The sequence below is a fragment of the Niallia sp. FSL W8-0951 genome (genome assembly GCF_038006525.1).
GTDB classification, from domain to species: domain Bacteria; phylum Bacillota; class Bacilli; order Bacillales; family Cytobacillaceae; genus Niallia; species Niallia circulans.
This window is the reverse complement of the sequence record NZ_JBBOVK010000001.1, coordinates 1,598,677-1,619,860: the sequence shown is the minus strand read 5'-3', so window position 1 is coordinate 1,619,860 and position 21,184 is coordinate 1,598,677. Positions and strand designations below refer to the sequence as shown.

At 34.8% G+C, this 21,184-nt stretch carries 19 protein-coding genes and 1 riboswitch; of the genes, 17 read left to right on the top strand and 2 right to left on the bottom strand.

Features of this window, described 5'->3' with window-relative positions; translation table 11 throughout:
- Positions 1 to 230 precede the first annotated feature (230 nt).
- The 5 genes from NSS71_RS07725 to NSS71_RS07705 all read left to right on the top strand — a co-directional run bounded on the left by NSS71_RS07725 (position 231) and on the right by NSS71_RS07705 (position 6,548).
- The gene (locus tag NSS71_RS07725; protein WP_141231669.1) at positions 231 to 773 is read left to right on the top strand and encodes a hypothetical protein; all 543 of its coding nucleotides are present in this window, start codon (positions 231 to 233) and stop codon (positions 771 to 773) included.
- A gap of 269 nt (positions 774 to 1,042) precedes the next feature.
- The gene (locus NSS71_RS07720) at positions 1,043 to 2,341 is read left to right on the top strand and encodes an NCS2 family permease (protein WP_061796404.1); all 1,299 of its coding nucleotides are present in this window, start codon (positions 1,043 to 1,045) and stop codon (positions 2,339 to 2,341) included.
- A gap of 417 nt (positions 2,342 to 2,758) precedes the next feature.
- Entirely contained in the window at positions 2,759 to 3,997 is a 1,239-nt protein-coding gene (locus NSS71_RS07715; protein WP_047940481.1) for an EAL and HDOD domain-containing protein, read from the top strand.
- A gap of 136 nt (positions 3,998 to 4,133) precedes the next feature.
- A complete protein-coding gene (dapF, locus tag NSS71_RS07710) occupies positions 4,134 to 5,120 on the top strand; it encodes a diaminopimelate epimerase (protein ID WP_061796399.1) in 987 nt (328 codons plus the stop codon).
- A gap of 498 nt (positions 5,121 to 5,618) precedes the next feature.
- Positions 5,619 to 6,548 (top strand): ATP-dependent DNA ligase, encoded by a 930-nt coding sequence (locus NSS71_RS07705; protein ID WP_047940484.1) that lies wholly within the window; start codon positions 5,619 to 5,621, stop codon positions 6,546 to 6,548.
- 137 nt (positions 6,549 to 6,685) lie between these two features.
- Here NSS71_RS07705 and ligD read toward each other — a convergent pair whose 3' ends face one another.
- Positions 6,686 to 7,906 carry a DNA ligase D gene (ligD, locus tag NSS71_RS07700; RefSeq protein ID WP_061796393.1) on the bottom strand — a complete coding sequence of 407 codons (1,221 nt, stop codon included), beginning with the start codon at positions 7,904 to 7,906 and terminating at the stop codon, positions 6,686 to 6,688.
- Positions 7,907 to 8,108: 202 nt separating this feature from the next.
- On the opposite strand from ligD, the gene ku reads away from it, so the two are divergent.
- The 11 genes from ku to NSS71_RS07645 all read left to right on the top strand — a co-directional run bounded on the left by ku (position 8,109) and on the right by NSS71_RS07645 (position 19,963).
- The gene (gene ku, locus NSS71_RS07695; protein ID WP_047940485.1) at positions 8,109 to 8,945 is read left to right on the top strand and encodes a non-homologous end joining protein Ku; all 837 of its coding nucleotides are present in this window, start codon (positions 8,109 to 8,111) and stop codon (positions 8,943 to 8,945) included.
- 60 nt (positions 8,946 to 9,005) lie between these two features.
- Positions 9,006 to 9,653 (top strand): phosphatase PAP2 family protein, encoded by a 648-nt coding sequence (locus tag NSS71_RS07690; protein ID WP_061796390.1) that lies wholly within the window; start codon positions 9,006 to 9,008, stop codon positions 9,651 to 9,653.
- A 65-nt stretch (positions 9,654 to 9,718) separates the two neighbouring features.
- Positions 9,719 to 10,264, top strand: coding sequence for a glycerol-3-phosphate responsive antiterminator (locus NSS71_RS07685; RefSeq protein ID WP_047940701.1), 546 nt, complete (start codon positions 9,719 to 9,721; stop codon positions 10,262 to 10,264).
- Between the two features lie 290 nt (positions 10,265 to 10,554).
- Positions 10,555 to 11,373 carry an MIP/aquaporin family protein gene (locus NSS71_RS07680; protein WP_047940487.1) on the top strand — a complete coding sequence of 273 codons (819 nt, stop codon included), beginning with the start codon at positions 10,555 to 10,557 and terminating at the stop codon, positions 11,371 to 11,373.
- A 26-nt stretch (positions 11,374 to 11,399) separates the two neighbouring features.
- A complete protein-coding gene (gene glpK / locus NSS71_RS07675) occupies positions 11,400 to 12,890 on the top strand; it encodes a glycerol kinase GlpK (protein WP_341151404.1) in 1,491 nt (496 codons plus the stop codon).
- A gap of 308 nt (positions 12,891 to 13,198) precedes the next feature.
- Positions 13,199 to 14,809, top strand: coding sequence for a glycerol-3-phosphate dehydrogenase/oxidase (locus NSS71_RS07670; protein ID WP_047940702.1), 1,611 nt, complete (start codon positions 13,199 to 13,201; stop codon positions 14,807 to 14,809).
- A 798-nt stretch (positions 14,810 to 15,607) separates the two neighbouring features.
- A riboswitch (ZMP/ZTP riboswitch) is annotated at positions 15,608 to 15,691 on the top strand.
- A 43-nt stretch (positions 15,692 to 15,734) separates the two neighbouring features.
- Positions 15,735 to 16,580 carry a bifunctional 5,10-methylenetetrahydrofolate dehydrogenase/5,10-methenyltetrahydrofolate cyclohydrolase gene (locus NSS71_RS07665; RefSeq protein ID WP_341151403.1) on the top strand — a complete coding sequence of 282 codons (846 nt, stop codon included), beginning with the start codon at positions 15,735 to 15,737 and terminating at the stop codon, positions 16,578 to 16,580.
- A 270-nt stretch (positions 16,581 to 16,850) separates the two neighbouring features.
- Positions 16,851 to 17,051: a cold-shock protein gene (locus NSS71_RS07660; RefSeq protein WP_016203922.1), complete on the top strand. Its 201-nt coding sequence runs from the start codon at positions 16,851 to 16,853 to the stop codon at positions 17,049 to 17,051.
- Between the two features lie 499 nt (positions 17,052 to 17,550).
- Positions 17,551 to 19,008, top strand: a complete 1,458-nt coding sequence (locus NSS71_RS07655; RefSeq protein ID WP_047940490.1) for a DEAD/DEAH box helicase — start codon at positions 17,551 to 17,553, stop codon at positions 19,006 to 19,008.
- Between the two features lie 157 nt (positions 19,009 to 19,165).
- Complete coding sequence (locus NSS71_RS07650) at positions 19,166 to 19,366, top strand: cold-shock protein (protein ID WP_047940491.1); 201 nt, start codon at positions 19,166 to 19,168, stop codon at positions 19,364 to 19,366.
- 204 nt (positions 19,367 to 19,570) lie between these two features.
- Positions 19,571 to 19,963, top strand: a complete 393-nt coding sequence (locus tag NSS71_RS07645; protein ID WP_047940492.1) for a hypothetical protein — start codon at positions 19,571 to 19,573, stop codon at positions 19,961 to 19,963.
- Positions 19,964 to 20,033: 70 nt separating this feature from the next.
- On the opposite strand, the gene NSS71_RS07640 is transcribed toward NSS71_RS07645, so the two are convergent.
- Positions 20,034 to 20,321 (bottom strand): DUF6509 family protein, encoded by a 288-nt coding sequence (locus NSS71_RS07640; RefSeq protein ID WP_061796385.1) that lies wholly within the window; start codon positions 20,319 to 20,321, stop codon positions 20,034 to 20,036.
- Between the two features lie 438 nt (positions 20,322 to 20,759).
- On the opposite strand from NSS71_RS07640, the gene NSS71_RS07635 reads away from it, so the two are divergent.
- A complete protein-coding gene (locus tag NSS71_RS07635; protein WP_171510321.1) occupies positions 20,760 to 20,963 on the top strand; it encodes a cold-inducible protein YdjO-related protein in 204 nt (67 codons plus the stop codon).
- Positions 20,964 to 21,184 lie beyond the last annotated feature (221 nt).

Genomic DNA, 21,184 nt, shown 5'->3' with positions numbered 1-21,184 from the left:
AATATTATAAATATACAGCCATATCTTCCTTGAACGCTAGTTTAATTAGTTGTATTCCTATCTTTCTTTTTATAGGCATCTTTCTATTTAATCATTCAAATATCATTTTTCTTTACCTTTTAGTCCCATTCGCAATATACAGTGTAATTTGCTTTAGTCAATTTTATTTACATAAACGACGTTTAGAGAAAATGGAGAATTTTTTCTCCGCGGGACAAGCAAGATCAATTTTGAAAACAAATACGGTGGTTTTATCTTTTTTACCTGCGCCATCCTTAAGAATGGTTGTTTTTGATAGAGATGGACAAGAGATAGGAGAAATAAAAGATGAAAAATTCTCGATTATTCGTTGGTATTTGCCGTTCTTATTCGATCGATTTTATACAAAATCGTATGGCTTTTATAATACACAAGGGGATCTCCAATATGTTTTTACATTAAAAAAAGATAGAATAGATATAAAAAATAAGGATAAAAAAATAATCAGCAGAATTCTAGAAATAAAGACAGAAAAACGATTAGTGATCCAATTTCTTTATGGGGAAGACACAATCATAATGAAAAAAACCTTTGGACAAATGGAGTATCAGTTTGAGCAAGAAGATGGTCATAAATTGGCCCAGTTAAGAAAGGGCTGGATGCCAAAAGAGTGGGCCAAACGTTTTCAAGATCCTAATCTGCCGCTATTGTCAATTGATCACCATGCGTCTGATAAAGAAATTATTCACCTCTATGCTATATTGACAAAGTTATTCGCTTATACGAATCATTAATATGGATGGAGTTTTAGAACAGAAAGTTTTTCTTTGATAAGCTGATTTAAGGAAAAATGACTAAATAATAAGAAATAGCAATAAGGAAAATAGGAAAAAATGAGTATTTTCTCCTAAAAAACATTGGCAAAACATTGGCAATCTGCTATTATAATTTCTTGTGGCTACCTTATTGAATGCTAAAAGTCATGTCAGTCTTTGACATGCTTTACTTGCATTTTATAGGGGAAGCGGGTAGGGAGAGGGATACAACTAAATAGGTATATCAGATGAAAGATTATATTTTTTCATTTTTTCGGCTAAAAGAAAGTCAAACATCCATTAAACAAGAGGTGCTTGCAGGGTTTATTGGTTTTTTTACTGTTGTATACATCGTGGTAGTAAACTCCTTAATCTTAGCAGAAGCAGGTATTCCATTGGAAGCAGCAATCATTGCAACCATTTTAACATCCGTTGTTGGCTGTTTTTTAATGGGTTTTTATGGAAATGTGCCAATTTTGCTTGTACCAGGTATGGGTATCAATGCGTTATTTTCTTATACCATTGTAAATTCAATGGCTCTAACCTGGCAAGAAGCGTTGGCAGTAGTGTTTGTTTCTGGAATTCTCTTTATGATTGTTGCTTTTACGAAACTAGCTAGAATTGTCAGTGATTCTATTCCTGTTTCATTAAAAGAATCGATTAGCGTTGGTTTAGGTCTATTTTTAATGCTAATTGGATTGGAAAAAGGCGGGATAGTAGAAAGAGGAACAAATTCAATTATTGCCTTGGGATCTTTTAATGATTTACATGTACTAGCAACAGTACTCACATTTTTAATAAGTATTATTCTATTTTTAAGAAATGTGAAGGGAAACTTTCTGATCACGATTATTGTTGGTACTTTCATTGCTTGGATGTTTGGACTGATCAATGTAAATGCAGGAAGTGGCCAGTCGGTTCACCTTCAAGAATACAAAAGTGTGTTTGGTCATCTGTCTTTTGAAAAACTTGCATCGATTCCTTTTTGGATTGCCGTATTTTCTCTTACAATGGTCCTTGTGTTTGAGAATATTGGATTGGTCAACAATCATGTCCAATTTATAAACAAATCTGAGCGATTTCAAAAAGCTTTTCGAGCTACTTCTATTTCTGTCTTTCTATCTAGTTTATTTGGCACAAGTCCAACAGTAGCTACAGTTGAAAGCTCAGCAAGTATGACCGCTGGTGGAAAAACAGGTTTAACAGCTGTAACGACAGGTATTCTGTTTATTTGTTCAGCATTTTTTATTCCTGTCATAAAATTAATTCCAGATAGTGCGATTGCACCAATTTTAATTATTATTGGAGGATTAATGCTACAGAATATCCGAAATCTGGATTTAAAGGATTTAAGTGAAAGTTTTCCTAGCTTCTTTATTATTGCGATGATTCCGTTTACGTACAGTATCGCAGATGGCATGGCTATTGGGTTTATTCTTTACCCAATTTTAAAGATTGCTTTAGGTAAAGCGAAAGAAGTATCACTGCCTTTGTATTTCATATCCTCATTATTTTTGATTAATTTTTTACTTCAATATACACATTAATAGCAAAATCACTTCTGAAATTAGAAAGTCATTTTCTTTTTTCAGAAGTTGTTACTAGCTGTCTAACTATACTCGTTTTTGTGCATAAGCTTTTTGTCTCTATAGCTTTACTCTATTTAATGGTATTTTAAACTGCCCTGTATTTTTAGAATTCCCCGTTTTATTCAGCTTTTAGAAAAATAGAATGTAAAAAAGTTCTTTTTTCTGGATTAGCTATCATTTTGATTATATATAGCCTTGAATCAAAGAATCTTTTCTCCATTCCCTTTAAATACAACCTAGATGACCCCTAAACATTAACGATGACATTTCTGGTAAGAATTTTATTTTCTTACAAGCAAGGTTCGACAACCTTCTACTAATAAATTTATTAAAATGACAATAACTAAGCGCAAAAAGATTGACGGAGGTAAATAAATGGAAGTTTTTGTGGCGAGACAGCCACTATTTAATCGAATGGAAGAAGTTTATGGATATGAACTACTATATAGACATAATAATATTAATTCCTTCCCCAATATAAATGGTGATCAGGCGACAACAAATGTTATTATTAACAGTTTTCTTAATATTGGCATAGATAAATTATCAGACGGTAAACCTTGTTTTATTAATTTTACTGAGAATTTATTAGAACTTAAACTTCCTACATATTTTCAGCCAAGGGATATTGTAATAGAGATTCTAGAAACTGTTGTTCCAAGTCAAAAAATTATAGATATTTGTTTAGAACTCAAACAATTAGGCTACAAATTGGCTTTAGATGATTTTAATTTAGAGAAAAGTAACCCATACTCCTATTCTTTACTGCTATTAGCAGATATGGTTAAAATCGATTTTCAACATACGACTAAAGAAGTGCGAACAGAATTAGAAGCGATTGCTAAAAAGCATCACATTGAATTAATTGCTGAAAAACTTGAGACAAGTACGGAGTATGAACAAGCTAGAAACAGCGGCTATCATTATTTTCAAGGTTATTATTTTTCAAGACCAGTCATCATGTCTTCCCATGATGTGCCAACCTATATGACGGCATATTATAAGATCCTTGAGCTATTACATGATGAAAATCCAGATATAACCCGTATTTCTAAATTGATTGAACAGGATATTTCTTTATCATATAAGTTATTGAAATTAATTAACACACTAGGATATGGAGTAAAGCAAAAAGTAACCAGTATTAAACATGCCATTGTATATATTGGGCTTAGAGAACTTCGAAAATGGATTTATATTCTTACAGTTAGGGAAAAGGACTGGAAGAATGGAATTTCTTTAGAAGTGATTCATAATTGCTTAATACGTTCTAAAATGTGCGAAGCGGTAGCAAAACTTATACCGGGAAGAATAGAATATGGAAGTTTTTTTTTGACGGGAATGTTCTCTCTTATGGATACCATTATGAACAAGGATATGGATACCATTCTTTCCGATCTACCATTGGATGAGACAATTGTACAAGCTTTATCAGGACAGAAAAATGTTCAATATGATGTGCTTCAATTGGTCATTGCAGCAGAAACAGCTGACTGGTCGGGAATTGCACTTGGTTGTAAAGAATTGGATATTCAAGAAAAGGAATTGTTTAAAGTATATGCAGAATCTATTTCATGGGCAAAGAAGCTATTAGATGATGATTTATATGGATGAATGGTAATAACCTTAACGACTTGACTAAAAGCTGTTAAGGTTTTCTCTTTTTTGGGGCAAGGAAGAATTGATTGCAGGTTAGACAAAGGAACAGTAAAATAAATAAGAAACAAATATAGCTTGGAGGAACGATGAAATGAATATAAAAATTACAAAATGTCATGGAAGTGGCAATGATTTTTTAATAATAGATGAAATTTCAGACGCCTATCAGTTTACCGAAGAAGAAAGAGCAGAAATAGCTAAAACGCTATGTAATAGAGCTTCTTCTTTAGGAGCGGATGGTATTCTTTTTGTAATGCCTAGTCAAGTTGCTGATGCAAGAATGAGAGTTTTTAATGCCGATGGTTCCGAAGCATCGATGTGTGGAAATGGTATTCGTTGTGTCGCTCGATATGTTTGTGAACTCCTTCAGGTAGAGGAAGCGATGATTGAAACAATGAAAGCAAATTTAGAAGTGAAAAATGAAACAGATATTTATCCGGATATCCCAACGTATTTGGTAGAAATATCTCCTGTATCTTTTCAGACGAAGGATCTGCCGCTTGAGGTAGAATCGACTACACTAATAAATGAGAAAATTCCGGGGTTAAATAAAGATTTATTATTTACTGCTTTAGCTGTACCTAATCCGCATTTAATTACACTTGTAGATAAGGCAATACTTGATTCGGATATTCAAGAAACGATAAGTAAATATGTGAATGGTCCGAATGAGTATTTTCCAGACGGTGTAAATGTTAGCTTTGTTTCAATATTAGAAAAAGGAAGTATTTATGTGCGTACATACGAACGAGGAGTAGGGTTTACAAATGCTTGTGGGACTGCTATGTCTGCTTCCACTCTTGTTTCCATACTAAATGGGTTTAATGAAAAAAATACCTATGTGGATGTGTATAATAATGGGGGCAAAGTTCGCTGCTATGTACATTATCAAAATGATCAATATCGAATTGATTTAATTGGCAACGCTACTTATGTATATCGTGCAGATGTATCATTTGAATGGGATACAATAGAAAACTATGCCGTAACGAATAAGATATATTTCGAGGAAGAAGCTGTTCAATATAAAAAACTACAACAAGAAGCAAAGCAATATGTCGAAAATCATTTAAAATAAATTTGGAGAGAACAGTAGTTGGTTAGTATGGAAGGATAAGGTTAGGTCTATTCAACATTCTGTTATGTGGAATAGAAACTGACCTTTTTGTTATAGATGATAAAGTGATTAGAAAATGGACAAACTTCATTTCTAGCATTATTAGTAGTTAAACAGCAAGGTTAAGAGCGTCAAAAAAATTAAAAATAGATTAGTTTGTTGACAAAATGATTTTAGAAAAGTTAAAAATGATTTTTATGCGCTGCTTGTAGTCTAAGGGGGAGACTCCTGCGTGATTAGCGAGACAGTCTTATACCCTGCAGACTGAAGGCAGACCGCGGCTCAGCGCGAGCCCGACGGGAAGCAATATCTCATCTCTATTCGAAGAAATTAAAAAATATCCTAAAGACCAACTACTATTTCTAAAATTCTGAGGTTTGTTTGCAGTTTGAGATAGATAAGATCCTTGTATAATTTTGTTCTATTAGCAAATGGTAAGAATAAAAGGAATAAAAGCACATGAAACCAATAAAGCCATTTGAACCACTACTAACAGAAGCAATTCCAAAAGGGGATCAATGGATTGCTCAAGTTAAGTGGGATGGAACAAGAATTCTCTCCTACTATGATGGAGAGGACACAAAATTATTTAATCGAAAGAAAAATGAAAGAACGCAGCAATATCCTGAATTATTAAAGACCGGTTCCTTTGTACAGGCAAAAAATTGTATTCTCGACGGCGAAGTCATTGCTTTACAGGATGGGAAACCATCCTTTTATGAAGTAATGAGACGGGACAGAGTGCGAAAACTTGAGCGATTAAGTGAGCTACAAGAGGAAATCCCGATTACCTATATGATTTTTGATATCCTGTTCCTCGATGGACAGTGGCTGGTAGACAAACCATTACTGGAAAGACAAAAAATATTGCATGAAAAAGTAGCTGAGACGAAAGATATTCGTCTAGTTGAAAACTTTACAGATATGCGAGGTTTATTTGCTGTTTGTCAACAACATCAGTTAGAAGGAATTGTCTGCAAGGATCTTAGTAGTTCCTATGTTCTGGGCGGAAAGGATGCCAGATGGCTTAAGCGAAAAAAAGAGCAGGATTTAATCGCTATAGTGGGAGGAGTAACATTTAAAAATAAAACGGTCCATTCTCTCCACCTTGGGTTATTTGATGAGTCGGGGAAGCTGGTTTATATTGGAAGTGCTGGTTCGGGTAAATTGACCGCAAATGACTGGGCTGCTGTCTCAAAAGCGATTGAGCCAATCATTATAAATGAGAGTCCTTTTGCTAATCTCAGGAAAGCGAAAGATGGAGTCTGGCTGCGGCCAGCACTTACTGTCAAAATCTCCTTTTTAGAATGGACAGAAGGCAGAACATTAAGGCATCCGGTCATCGAGTCATTTGTCACTATCCCCATTGAAGAATGCAAATTAGTATAACAACATGCATAGCCAGAATTATTCTAGAAATAGGCCCAAACATTAGACAGAAAAATTTCCGTTCCTTTGTTTGGGCGTTTTATTGTCTTTATGTTTGCATACAAGGATATGATTAGAAAGTTTTCGCAATCATCTATTCAGATTTTTTTCTGCCCTTCAGTGTTTTGGACATTTGTTAACACATCTAGTACTTGACGAAAAGGTTGTTTTTCTTTTGCCGCAAAATAACCAGCGAAGGAATGAATCCCTTTTTGTAGTCTTTGTAAAACAACGTCCATTGAAAATTGGCGAGGATGTAAATCTTCCGTTAATTCATCCCATTCAATTGGGCATGCAACATATCCTCCTTTATTACCGCGAATAGAATAGGGAGCGATAATTGTTTTTCCTTCACTATGTTGGATGTAGTCAATGTATAATCTGTTTTTGCGGTTTTTCTTTAATCGTTCTATGGTGAAAAGCTCTGGATTTTCCGCAATCATATAGTTTGCAATAAATTCTGTGAATAAACGTACTTCTTCATAAGTAAATGTTTTTTCTGGAAGTGGTAAATATACCTGAATTCCTTTATTTCCTGATATTTTCACAAAAGATAAAAGATGTAATCGTTCCAAAATCTGTTGTAGAACTTTTGCCGCTTTAATAGCCATATAAAAATGTTCCACAGAAGGCGGATCTAAATCAAAGACAATTTCAGAAGGCATGCTATTAGAATAAATGGTTTCAAATGGTATATGAAATTCAAACGCTAATTGATTTCCAAGCCACATAAGCGTTTCTAGGTTATTGCAAATGATATACTCTATGTCGTCGTTCTTATATGTTTGTACATAAGATGGAGCGTAGTCTGGACATTGTTTTTGATAAAAAGATTCTCCAAATAAACCATGGGGAAATCGAATCGTAGTCAATAAGCGATTTTCTAAAAAAGGAAGTAAATATGGACTGACCTCTTTTAAATATAAAATATAATCGAGTTTCGTAATCGTGGTGTTGGGAAATAGAGGTTTATCAGCATGAGTAATAGGCGTAGACTCTGTTGCGACCAGTTTCTCTAATGTACAGTCTTTCCAATCTATATTATATAAAAATTGGATAAAAACGGGGTTGCTCAGTTTATACTGTTGAAAGGAGGAAAACTGTAATTCTACGCAAATTCCTGGATTTAAATAATATAAATCGTCATCTTCCTTTATAGCATGTTCTTTTATAATCTGTATTAATGCTGTTTTTTCTGCTTTTTTTAAGCCTTTTTGAAAAGAACCTACAGTGATAATATTCTCGTTTCCAACGACACTGACACCAAATGAGTCTGTTTTTTTATAATAATTACTAATAAAAAATGCAGCTGTATGCATTTGTCTATCCTCCTGATTTATCTAACTCTTATTAGTATATCTATTTAAGTACATAGTATGAACAGTGTCTGCTGCCAATAATTAAATAGTATGAAAAAAAAACGGTGACACAATGTATAAATAGATAGAAGAAAAAGTGATGAATATTGCTTTTTTTCATAAAAGAAATATTGTGTTCAACTAATAAGATTGGAGATTAATTATGCATACAATGTGGAAAGGAAATATAAGTTTTGGATTAGTAAGCATACCGATTAAGCTGCATTCAGCAATAGAAGATAAAGATATCAAGCTTAGAACACTTCATAAGGCTTGTCATGCCCCAATTAAATATGAAAAGAAATGTTCTGCTTGTGGAAATGAAGTTGCTCCAGAAGAAATCGTAAAGGCATATGAATATGCAAAAGGAAAATATGTTGTGCTTGATGAAGAAGATTTGAAAAATCTGCACAAAGAGAATGAAGATAAAGCAGTGGAGATTATTGATTTTGTGAAGATGGAAGAGATTGATCCTATTTACTTTGAAAAATGTTATTATATGTCTTCCGGTGAGGGTGGTAATAAGGCATATGCTTTATTAAGACAAGCCTTACTTGAGACAGGGAAAGTGGGAATTGCGAAAATTATTATTCGCTCCAAAGAACAGCTGGCAATTATTCGGGTTTATGAAAATACTCTCGTAATGGAAACTATTCATTTTCCTGATGAAGTTCGTAAGGTGGACGATGTACCAAATGTTCCGGAAGTAAATCAAATAGAGAAAAAAGAATTAGAAACAGCGATTTTATTAATTGATCAATTAACCACTGAATTTACACCAGAGAAATATACAGATGAATACAGAACAGCTCTTCTTGAATTGATTGAAGCAAAGAAAGCTGGCAAAGAGGTAGTGACAGGCACAGATAAACCAAGGGAATCGAATGTCATGGATTTAATGGCTGCACTACAAGCATCTATTGATAATACAAAGCCTAGTAAGAAAACAGAGGAAAAAAAGAAAAAGACCACAAGAAAGAAAGTTGTCAAAGAAGCTTAAAAATAAAGTGCTAGCTACTGCGAAATAGCTAGCACTAAAATATAACAGCGAGGGATTTACATGGAGAGAAGAATAACGTCAAAATATATCGGTGTAATGTTAGCAGTTATCCTGATTTTTAGCGGGCTATTTTATATTATTGCAAGACATGTAAAGAGCTCAGATATTATTTCATTTGATGATACAATCATCCATTTTACTCAATCATTTATTTCAGACGAATTAACAATATGGGTTGAACGAATAACCTTTTTAGGGTCTATTTTGTTTATCGCAGCAGCGATACTAATTATTACAGTACTTTTACTATGGAAGAAAAAGTATGCTTTAGCCATTTTTTTTATTTCTGCTAATGGTTTTGGTGCATTATTAAATACGCTTCTTAAATGGTTCTTCAAAAGAGAGCGTCCGGATATATTGCCTGTTATAATAGAAAAAGGCTATAGTTTTCCAAGTGGACACTCTATGGGTTCTCTTATTTTCTTCAGCTCATGTGCGTACTTATGTATACATTTGCTTAATTCAACTGGAAAGAAAGTGATGGCTTACATAATTGCTTGTATGCTTATTCTTTTAATAGGAACAAGCAGAGTATATTTAGGTGTCCATTATCCAACAGATGTTGTAGGTGGCTACTCAATAGGTATCGCCTATTCTGCTGTTTGCATATTAGCATTTCGCCTATATGAATTTAAAACGAAACGGTAGTGAATGTTGGGAAGCCTTGAATGGTCATGAAGAGATTAAGAATGAAACTTTTTGGGGGAAATGAAATGAATCAACCTATTATTCCAGCATCATCAAATATGAAGGAATTCGAAGCGTTTTTAAAAAGCGATTATGAAATTGGCGTATTTTTAGAGGTACATGTTTCACAGTTAAAACATATAAGCTTGCTTGCAAAAAAAGCAAATAAGAAAATGATTTATCATGTTGATTTAATCCAAGGATTGAAAAGTGATGATTTTGGAACAGAGTTTATCTGTCAAGAATTTAAACCATATGGACTTATATCTACAAAATCATCGGTTATTTTAAAAGCAAAGCAGAAAAACGTGATAGCAATTCAAAGGGTATTTCTCCTTGATAGTCATGCAATAGCGAAAAGCGTTAAACTAGTACAACGAACACATCCAGATTATATCGAAGTGCTTCCAGGAACAATGCCTTGGATGATTAAAGAAATTAAAGAGAGTTTAAATGTACCCATTCTTGCAGGTGGTTTGATTCGCACGGATAAGGATATAAGCAATGCAATTGAAGCAGGGGCTACTAGTATAACTACTTCTAAAAAAGAATTATGGCAAAAAATAAAGTAAATAATTTTTTTATAGTGAAAACAATAAAAATAATTGACAGACCAACAGGAAGCGTTTACAATAACCTTACAAGTTAATTTAATGTGTTGGAGAAAAGGAGATACACGCAGTAGTCACCAAAATTTTAGTGGCTTAATCTGTCGTGTTCTCCTTTTTTTGCATGTTATATGACAATCACTCTGTAATGATAAAAATAAATGTTAGTATGATGGTAGTTTAGGGGTAAAGCAGTTTAATATAATTCATTGTCAGAATTTTAACAGAGTGAAACAAGGAAAAGGGGGATTTTGATGTCTGCGTTTATGGGAGAAGTTGTTGGTACCATGATTTTGATTATATTTGGGGGAGGCGTTGTAGCTGGTGCGAATTTAAAGAAAGCGTTCTCTAATGGTGGAGGGTGGATTGTGATTACTCTTGCCTGGGGATTGGCAGTTACAATGGGAGCATTTGCTGTCGGAAGTATTAGTGGTGCCCATTTAAATCCAGCTGTTACCATCGCGCTTGCAATCACTGGTGATTTTGCTTGGAATCAAGTATTGCCGTATATTTTGGCACAAATGATTGGCGCTTTTTTAGGTGCATGTATTGTATATTTACACTATCTCCCGCATTGGGGTGCAACAAAGGATGCGGAAGCAAAATTAGCAGTCTTTTCAACAGGTCCTGCTATTCCACATACCTTTGGAAATATATTAAGCGAATTGATAGGGACGTTTATGTTAGTGCTTGGCTTATTGTTTATTGGAGCAAATAGTTTTGCTGAGGGATTGAACCCGCTTGCTGTAGGCTTGCTTATTGTTGTAATTGGGATGTCATTAGGGGGAACAACTGGCTATGCTATTAATCCTGCACGTGACCTTGGTCCAAGAATTGCCCATTTTGTTTTACCAATTGCCGGCAAAGGATCATCCAATTTCCGTTATGCTTGGATACCAGTTGTTGGTCCCATTTTAGGCGGATCACTAGCAGCCGTTTTTTATACGTATATCTTTAAAGGGGTTGTCTTATCAAGCTTTTGGATTGTAATAGCGATTACTGTCATTGTATTATTACTTGCATTTTTTAAGACAAAAGGGGAAAGTAAAAGTATTGGTAAAAAAGTAGCATAAGCATTTACTAATGGGAGGTTTTATTCATGGAAAAATTTATATTATCATTAGATCAAGGGACAACAAGCTCAAGGGCGATTATTTTCAACAAAAAAGGGGATATTGTGCATGTGGCCCAAAAGGAATTCACACAAATATTTCCGAAGCCAGGATGGGTTGAACATAATGCAAATGAAATATGGGGTTCTATTTTAGCTGTTATTGCAACAGTTTTATCAGAATCAGATATTAAGCCGGAACAAATAGAAGGTATTGGGATTACCAATCAACGGGAGACGGCTGTTGTATGGGATAAAAATACTGGGGCGCCCGTATACAATGCCATTGTATGGCAATCAAGACAAACAAATGAAATTTGTGAAGAACTAAAAGCACAAGGATATAATCAGCTTTTCCGTGATAAAACAGGACTTTTAATTGATGCTTATTTTGCAGGTACCAAAGTAAAGTGGATTTTAGATCATGTAGATGGAGCTAGACAAAAAGCAGAAAACGGGGATTTATTATTTGGTACAATTGATACATGGCTAATTTGGAAATTATCTGGTGGAAAAGCGCATGTAACAGACTATACAAATGCTTCACGTACGTTAATGTTTAATATCTATGAATTAAAATGGGATGAAGAACTACTTGAAATATTAACAGTTCCAAAATCGATGCTCCCAGAAGTAAAAGGATCTTCTGAAATATATGCTCATACAGTGGAAGGACATTTCTTTGGAAATAGAATTCCAATTGCAGGAGTGGCAGGAGATCAACAGGCTGCTTTATTTGGTCAGGCATGTTTTGAAACGGGAATGGCGAAAAATACTTATGGTACGGGCTGCTTTATGTTAATGAACACAGGTGAAAAAGCAGTAAAATCAGACCATGGCTTGTTAACAACAATCGCATGGGGGATAGATGGAAAAGTAAATTATGCCCTTGAAGGAAGTATATTTGTGGCAGGATCTGCTATCCAGTGGCTAAGAGATGGCTTAAGAATGATAAAAGATGCGAAAGACAGCGAAGACTATGCAAGCAGAGTAGATTCTACAGATGGAGTTTATATTGTACCAGCGTTTGTTGGATTAGGAACTCCATACTGGGACAGTGATGTGCGAGGGGCAATGTTTGGAGTAACTAGAGGGACAACAAAAGAGCATTTTATTCGGGCAACACTAGAATCACTTGCCTATCAAACAAAAGATGTTCTGGCTGCAATGGAATCTGATTCGAATATTCAAGTTAAAACACTACGAGCTGATGGAGGAGCCGTTCGAAACAATTTCCTTATGCAGTTCCAGGGAGATATATTAAATGTTCCTGTGGAAAGACCAGTTATAAATGAGACAACTGCGTTAGGAGCAGCTTATCTTGCTGGTTTAGCTGTTGGTTTCTGGAAAGATCAAAAGGAAATTGCGGAACAATGGAGCCTAGATCGTTCCTACGAACCAAAAATGGAGGAAGAGACAAGAGAAGGATTATATGCTGGATGGAAGAAAGCTGTTAAGGCTACAATGGCTTTTAAATAAAAGGGGAACCTACTGTTTTAAAGTTTAATATAATAGTATAAATACTATGAATATCTAGGTTAATATGATATAATAAACACAAGTTAATATTTTTTGTCTGGAGAAATGGAGAGACCACAAAGCATTATCGTTCTATTGGTAATGTAACTTTGTGGTCTCTTTTTGTTTGTATATAGATCATGTACAAACTAAATTGTTTTGAATGTATTACGAAAGGAAATTATTAAACTAACAAGTTTTTTAAGTATAGGGAGGGTTTTACTTTGCAAAAGAAGCCAAGTAGTAGAGAAAAAATACAACAACAGTTAATGAATAATAAATTTGATGTGTTAGTGATCGGGGGAGGTATTACAGGAGCGGGAATTGCTTTAGATGCCGCAGCTAGAGGAATGGAAGTTGCTCTTGTAGAAATGCAGGATTTTTCAGCAGGAACTTCAAGCAGATCAACAAAGCTCGTCCATGGTGGTCTCCGCTATTTAAAGCAATTTGAAGTGAAGATGGTTGCAGAAGTAGGGAAGGAGAGAGAAGTGGTGTATGAAAATGGACCACATGTAACTACACCAGAATGGATGTTACTTCCGTTACACCAAGGAGGAACGTTTGGAAAATTTTCCACCAATATTGGTCTAAGAGTATATGATTTCTTAGCTGGAGTAAAAAAATCGGAACGAAGAAAAATGCTATCGAAAGAAGAAACACTTGCAAAAGAGCCATTAATTAAGAAAGATGGTCTTAAAGGCGGAGGGTATTATGTGGAATATCGCACAGATGACAGCCGACTGACTGTAGAGGTAATGAAAAAGGCCGTAGATTGTGGTGCAGCTGCGATTAACTATACGAAAGTAGAGAACTTCCTATATGATAAAAACGGAAAAGTAGAAGGTGTAGAAGTTAGAAATCTTATCACAAATACGGTTTACCCTATTTATGCCAATGTTGTGGTAAATGCAACTGGACCATGGGTTGATACATTAAGAACGATTGATGGAAGCCGAAAAGGTAAAGCGCTTCAGCTGACAAAAGGGGTTCATTTAGTTATTGATCAATCTGTATTTCCTTTAAAACAAGCGATTTATTTTGATACACCAGATAAGAGAATGGTTTTTGCTATTCCACGGGATGGAAAAACATATGTTGGGACAACAGATACTTTTTATAGTGAAGATCCCATTCATCCTTCGATGTCGAAAGAAGATAGAGATTATCTTTTAGAAGCAATTAAGTTTATGTTTCCTTCGATCTCCGTTTCCGCAGAAGATGTGGAGTCAAGCTGGGCGGGAGTTAGACCATTGATTTTGGAAGATGGAAAAGATCCCTCTGAAATTTCTCGCAAGGATGAAATCTGGGAGTCTGACAGTCGGCTTATTACTATTGCTGGAGGGAAATTAACGGGGTATCGTAAAATGGCTGAAACAGTTGTTAATCTTGTTTCCACTAGATTGCAAGAGAAGACGGGGAAGTCATTTAAACAATGTATGACAAAGTCGATGCCAATCTCTGGTGGAGATGTTGGTGGTTCAAAAGGTTTTTCTACGTATATCCAAGATGTTGTATCAAAGGGAATGAATGGAGGACTTTCAAAAGAGGAAGCAGAAAACATTGCAAGGCTATATGGCAGTAATGCGCCTATTCTTTATGAAATTGCAAAGGAGTTAAGCGGGAAATATGAAGAACTTTCCCCAGTCCTACTTGCACGGATTCACTATGCAATGGAATATGAATATGCAATAACTCCGACAGATGTACTACTAAGACGGACAGGAATGCTTTTATTTGATATTGCTAAAGTAAAGGAAGTAAAAGATGCAGTAATTGAATACATGGCAGAATATTACGATTGGAGCACCGAAAGAACTAATACCCTAACAGCCGAACTAGAAAAAGAAATACACAAAGCAACTATTCCGTTTGCAGGGTAATGGAAAGTTAATAGGAAATAAGGCTTTCCCATTTAATGAAATTCTTTAGAACAAATGATAGGTTGGTTAGCTCGAAGCGACCGCACGTAAGTGATTCATGCGGTCGCCTCGAGCAGACAACAGGATAGGAAGCTCATTGATTACAATATGGTAATTAAGTGTATGAAATGGAGGGAAACGAGTGCCTGATAATAGTGAGAATATCGATTAACCCTTCCACAAAATAAGCGTTTTTACAAAAATAGGGAAACTAATAGTTGACTATAAGCAAATTTTGCGATAAGATGTTCCTTGTATGTATTTGAGGTTTAACAGAATTTTGTAGAATTATTGTGTAAAGTAACAGGAAATTTATAAGTATACGGAACAACTATATAATAGCATTCAAAACAATTACACTCCATTTATCTTCAAAAACACATTTAAATCCTTCCTAATGCGGATTAATCCTTCCATTATTTTTTCAAAAATGTATTTTTGTGTTCTGCACAATTCACCCTAAATTCACACTGGCGCGGTCTAGGAACCGTAAGGATGAAAGAGAGGTAGGGCTTTCGTTGTTTTAGGCATTACACCATTTTTAATAGAAGTGTATTTCCTTAAATATATGCATTGCTTAATTGTATTCGATCGATGAATACATGAATGGGACCTTTTAAATCTGAGTTGATCATCAGACTTAAAAGGTCCTTTTATATTTGATAAAGCTAATCTGGTACTTTCCACTATCTTTCAAATAAAATAACGGGAAGATTATTTTATTTGAAAGGGAGCTATGATATGATACAAATGAACTTATCAATACATAGTGACTGACGACATAAATGGAAATAACCATATGGGAGCTGTGTATATGTATAGCCGGTCGTCTGGGCAGAAGGGCAAAAAAGCACTTCTTTTTTATAATTTACCAGGAGGTATATACATGTCGGAAAAATTAATTTTAGACGGAAATGTAGTAGCAAATGCAGTAAAAGATGAATTAAGAGGAAGAATAAGTGCTTTAAAGGAAAAAGGGATTACTCCATGCTTGGCAACAATATTAGTTGGCGATGATCCTTCATCCGCAACGTATGTACGAATGAAAGGGAATGCATGTGCAAAGCTCGGCATAGAATCAAGAAAAATTCATTTAGATAAACAAACAACAACAGAAGAGTTGTTAGCAACGATTCATTCATTAAATAAGGATGAAAAGGTGCATGGGATTCTTTTACAACATCCAGTTCCAAGCCATATAGATGAACGGAAAGCATTTGAAGCAATTGAGATTGAGAAAGACGTGGACGGTGTTACTAGTTTTGGATATGGGCAAACAGCTTTAGGATTTGGTAAATATCCATCCTGTACTCCAGCAGCTATAATGAAAATTATGGAGCATTATAATATAGAAGTTAATGGAAAACATGCGGTAGTAGTAGGGCGTAGTCCAATTTTAGGAAAGCCTGTTTCTGCATTGCTTTTAAATAAAGATGCAACCGTGACAACCTGCCACTCAAGAACGGTTCATTTAGAAAATCATGTCAGACAAGCAGACATTGTGATTGCTGCTGTTGGAAAACCTAATTTTATTCAAGGTGAATGGATTAAACTAGGTGCCGTTATTTTGGATGCCGGCTATAATAAAGGCAATATCGGAGATGTTGATTATGAAGCTTGTTTAGAAAAAGCCTCTGCCATTACCCCGGTTCCAGGAGGAGTTGGACCAGTTACGATTAGTATGCTGTTAAAGCATACGGTTGACTCTGCAGAAGCAGCAATCGGGGAATAACGTTAAAAAATCAAACAGGAAAAATCTACCATTGGTGTAATATTATAAGTTTTGAAAACGTTATTGACAAAAACGTAAAAAAATTATATTATAAGTGTAACGCAATTAAGTTCGGTATATGTTTTATGGATAAGGTGGTCGTAGCTGCAATGTATGTAGGCGATTTCTTCTACATCATTTCAGTTACGGCTTTTTCATGTTGAATGACGTATCGATTCCTAAAAGTTATATTAGGTGCTTAGTGTGTAACACATTTTTGGAGGTTTTACAATGAACACAGGTAAAGTAAAATGGTTTAACGCAGAAAAAGGTTTTGGATTCATCGAGTCTTCTGAAGGTCAAGACGTATTTGTTCACTTCTCTGCAATTCAAACAGAAGGTTTCAAAACTTTAGAAGAAGGCCAAGACGTAACTTTTGAAATCGTTGAAGGTAACCGTGGACCACAAGCTTCTAACGTAACTAAAGCTTAATAAGAAAACAAAAAAAGGTGATGCCTTTCAAAATGCATCACCTTTTTTAATGATGTTTCCCATAAAGCTTTTGTTTTTCATTGAAAGGAAGAATAACAAAAATCAATGGCTTAGATTAGCATTTGGATAAAAAATTCTCCATCAACTTCATTATATTCATCCGTTAAAAAACCACATAATTTCCCACTAAAGTATGGTATGCAGGCTTTTAATTGGTCCTATTTACCTTAATGTTTTGGAAAATGAAAAAAAGTGAAATAAAATGGAGAGTATATATTTATAACAAAATAAAACAATACACTCTAGGTTGGTATTTTCTAAACAAATAATGTCCCTAATAATAGGGCGGTGTTTTAAGGTCTATATAAGAGTAATCATGCGCTAAAATTAGTGGGATCCATTCATTTAAAAATGATAAAGATCCTATCCTACGACATTTCTGGCCCTATATTCTAAGGAATATCAATCAACGGAGTACAATAACAAGGAGGAAAAAGTATTGACAACTTTTTCAGATTTTAAATTAAGCAGCAGTTTAGAAAAAGCATTATCAAATATGGGATTTGAAGAGCCAACACCAATTCAGGCGCAGGCGATTCCGATTGCATTATCAGGTAAGGACATGATTGGACAAGCTCAAACAGGTACTGGTAAAACAACTGCCTTTGGTGTGCCTTTATTAGAAAAAATTGAGGTTGGCAAAGCAGTTCAAGGACTAGTTATTGCTCCAACGAGAGAATTAGCAGTCCAAGTAGCAGAAGAATTAAATCGTATTGGCTCAGTAAAAGGAATCCGTACCCTGCCAATATACGGTGGACAAGACATTAACCGCCAAATTCGCGGACTTAAAAAGAAGCCGGAAATTATTGCGGCTACACCTGGTCGATTAATTGACCATATTGAGCGTAAGACAATTCGTTTACAAGATTTAAAAATGATTGTTCTTGATGAGGCAGATGAAATGCTTAACATGGGCTTCATTGATGATATTGAAAGAATCTTAAGCGAAACTCCAGAGTCTCGTCAAACGTTATTGTTTTCAGCAACAATGCCGAAAAGAATTCAAAGCCTTGCTGAAAGATTTATGGTTGAACCTCAAGTTGTAAGAGTGAAAGCGAAAGAAATGACTGTTACAAACATTGAGCAACATTATATCGAAGTACAAGAACGTCAAAAATTTGATGTATTATGCAGCTTGCTGGATATTCAATCACCTGAACTTGCTATTGTCTTTGGTCGTACGAAGAGACGTGTGGACGAAGTGGTGGAAGGTCTTATTAAACGTGGATACTCTGCAGAAGGAATTCATGGTGATATTCCACAAGGTAAACGTGACCAAGTAATTCGTCGTTTCAAGGAACAAAGCATTGATATTATGGTAGCAACAGATGTAGCAGCTAGAGGACTTGACATCAGCGGTGTGTCTCATGTTTATAACTTTGATATCCCACAAGATCCAGAAAGCTATGTTCACCGAATCGGTAGAACAGGACGTGCTGGTAAAAAAGGTCTTGCTGTAACATTTGTTTCTCCTAGAGAACTTGATCATTTACGTATTATTGAAAATGTGACGAAGAAATCAATGACGAAAAAGCCGATTCCTTCTCTAACAGATGTGTTAGCTGGAAACCAACAAGCAACAATTAGTAAAATTGCCAAAACAATCGAAGAAAATGACTATGCAGAGTATAAGCGAGTTGCAGAAGGTTTATTAGAAGAAACAGATTCTGTAACACTACTTGCAGCAGCATTGAAGCTTCTTACAAAAGAGCCAGATGCTACACCAGTTAAATTAACGGCTGTTGAGCCACTGCGTTCAAAGAAAAAAGATAACCGATCTGGCGGCGGTAATCGTAGACGTCGTTCTGATCGTGGGGGAGAACGAGGCAGCTATGATAGAAAACGCCCGAACTCTTCTGGTGATAGAAGACCTAGAAGTCGTAACAGAAGTAAGTAATCGTTTTAAGTTTACTTTATACCTATGTCTCCCTAATAGTAGGAAGAAAATAATGGAATTTAATGTTTCAGCGTTTTAAAAGAAATAAATTGGGGAAACTAGGTAAATGAAGGATAGGATATATCCTTGTTATTTAAATCTAGGAGGCAATAAAAAAATGGCAACAGGTAAAGTAAAATGGTTTAATTCAGAAAAAGGCTTTGGATTTATCGAAGTAGATGGCGGAGAAGATGTATTTGTACATTATTCAGCAATCCAAACAGAAGGATTCAAAACTTTAGACGAAGGTCAAGAAGTTAATTTTGATATAGAAGAAGGCAGCCGCGGGCCGCAGGCTGTAAATGTAACAAAACTATAAAATGTAAGGAAGAGTCCTACGGGGCTCTTTTTTTGCTAAATGGAAACTGTTTGGATAAAATAAGATAGAATACTTTCATCAAGCGGGAAAAAATTTCCTTGATGTTTGTTTCTTACGGATCATGCAGCTGTGTTCCACATTGAGTTTAAAGTGGAGTTAGTTTTGATCTGTTAAGTGATATAGAGAAAGAAAGAGGTGCAGACCATGAAAGAATTTACAGTGAATTTTCATGTAGAAGATGGAGTAGACCAAATGATTGTGCAAAAACTAAGTGAGGACGATTTTAATCGTGTTACCAGTGGCGGTACACGTCAATTATTTGAATTAGATACAAATATCGGATTCTTTATTTATTTTGACGCTGAAGATGAACACGGTAAAGAATCATACTTAGTTCTGCAATATGAAGAAGAAAAGGAAGAACCAACAGCATGCTTTAGTTTTCAACTAAAAGATTTTTATCAATTTGTTGCCTTGCACCTAAATGATCTCCAATATGAAGAAGGCGAAGAAGAGGAAGAGGACTTTGGCCCTATTCACTATCTGGCTCATTTAATGCACCATATTGTAGAGGATGGAAAATCGGTAGAAGTATAAAGAAAAAAGCTGGAGATTATTTTCTCCAGCTTTATTAGCGTAATTCCATCTGAACGGCATTGGTTTAATATTAATCCTCTAAATAATGCTGCTTGCAAAATGCTTGTATTTGTTCTAATTCTTCATCCTCTAAACCATAATCCAAATATTTATTTTCTAAACTATTATAAAAATGATAATTCAATATACGGGATCCATTTACGTCTACTGAAAATAAGATTTTTATTTGTAAATGATCTTCATCTGCTAATTCATCTTCCTCATCAAACTCGACAGTAAGAAAAAATTCAAAGCGCTGACCAGCAAGAATGCCGGTAGGATCTTTAATTTCCTCAACAGTATATTCTTTAATGTTCACTCCATAAACCTCCAATAAAATCGCAACAATATTATAGTGTTTTCACTCTGAAAATAATATCATATAAAAGCGGGAATAGCTAATTGTATTCTTGCTAGGACTAAATTGCTCTCTAATCGATTTAAAAAAAATAAAGTAGTTTTTTAAAATAATATTTGCATTGAGGGTAGAAAGTATGGCATAATAAACTGTTTGACATTTTTATCAGGATATGGTATATTTAATAATAGATTTTGTTCATATTTTTTGTTTACACTTGTTTAGGGATTTTTATGTTTTTCTCTGGTTTACAAGTGTTTTTTATTTTTTATCCTGTTAAAACTATCGTTTTGTAGTTCATTATTTAGTTCGTAGCAGTAAATGATTTACTTTTATGAACGAATATGGGAATCGAAGTTTTAACAAATAATTAGCTTCCTGGAGGTGCTTCATTTGGCAATGGGATTTGGTAGAAGAAATAATGAAGAAATTGTTAAAGAAGAAGTGGTGGTTTGGGATTGTACATCAGACACATGTAAATGTTGGATTCGTGATAATTTTAAAAGCAGTGAGACACCAAAGTGCCCAATCTGCGGAAGTGACATGGTAAAAACAACTAGAGAGCTTCAAGTAGTAAATAATAATAGTATATATTCAAAATAAAAGAGGAATTTTCCAAAATAGGATGGACCTCACAAGACTTTTCCACTGAAGGTTATATTTAGTGGGATAAATCTTGTATGGTCCAAACCACTGATGGAGATTTTTTTGATATTTGCGTTTATTTTCCAGCTTAAAATAAACGCAAATAAATACATAAATGCAAACACATATCGTTTGAGCTCTTTTGATCATTTTTATCGAACATTCCATAGTGCTAGAGA

Coding starts and splice junctions, on each gene's coding strand:
- NSS71_RS07720 (WP_061796404.1), top strand. CDS start 1,043: ATGAAAGATTATATTTTTTCATTTTTTCGGCTAAAAGAAAGTCAAACA.
- NSS71_RS07715 (WP_047940481.1), top strand. CDS start 2,759: ATGGAAGTTTTTGTGGCGAGACAGCCACTATTTAATCGAATGGAAGAA.
- dapF (WP_061796399.1), top strand. CDS start 4,134: ATGAATATAAAAATTACAAAATGTCATGGAAGTGGCAATGATTTTTTA.
- NSS71_RS07705 (WP_047940484.1), top strand. CDS start 5,619: ATGAAACCAATAAAGCCATTTGAACCACTACTAACAGAAGCAATTCCA.
- ligD (WP_061796393.1), bottom strand. CDS start 7,906: ATGCATACAGCTGCATTTTTTATTAGTAATTATTATAAAAAAACAGAC.
- ku (WP_047940485.1), top strand. CDS start 8,109: ATGCATACAATGTGGAAAGGAAATATAAGTTTTGGATTAGTAAGCATA.
- NSS71_RS07690 (WP_061796390.1), top strand. CDS start 9,006: ATGGAGAGAAGAATAACGTCAAAATATATCGGTGTAATGTTAGCAGTT.
- NSS71_RS07685 (WP_047940701.1), top strand. CDS start 9,719: ATGAATCAACCTATTATTCCAGCATCATCAAATATGAAGGAATTCGAA.
- NSS71_RS07680 (WP_047940487.1), top strand. CDS start 10,555: ATGTCTGCGTTTATGGGAGAAGTTGTTGGTACCATGATTTTGATTATA.
- glpK (WP_341151404.1), top strand. CDS start 11,400: ATGGAAAAATTTATATTATCATTAGATCAAGGGACAACAAGCTCAAGG.
- NSS71_RS07670 (WP_047940702.1), top strand. CDS start 13,199: ATGAATAATAAATTTGATGTGTTAGTGATCGGGGGAGGTATTACAGGA.
- NSS71_RS07665 (WP_341151403.1), top strand. CDS start 15,735: ATGTCGGAAAAATTAATTTTAGACGGAAATGTAGTAGCAAATGCAGTA.
- NSS71_RS07660 (WP_016203922.1), top strand. CDS start 16,851: ATGAACACAGGTAAAGTAAAATGGTTTAACGCAGAAAAAGGTTTTGGA.
- NSS71_RS07650 (WP_047940491.1), top strand. CDS start 19,166: ATGGCAACAGGTAAAGTAAAATGGTTTAATTCAGAAAAAGGCTTTGGA.
- NSS71_RS07645 (WP_047940492.1), top strand. CDS start 19,571: ATGAAAGAATTTACAGTGAATTTTCATGTAGAAGATGGAGTAGACCAA.
- NSS71_RS07635 (WP_171510321.1), top strand. CDS start 20,760: ATGGGATTTGGTAGAAGAAATAATGAAGAAATTGTTAAAGAAGAAGTG.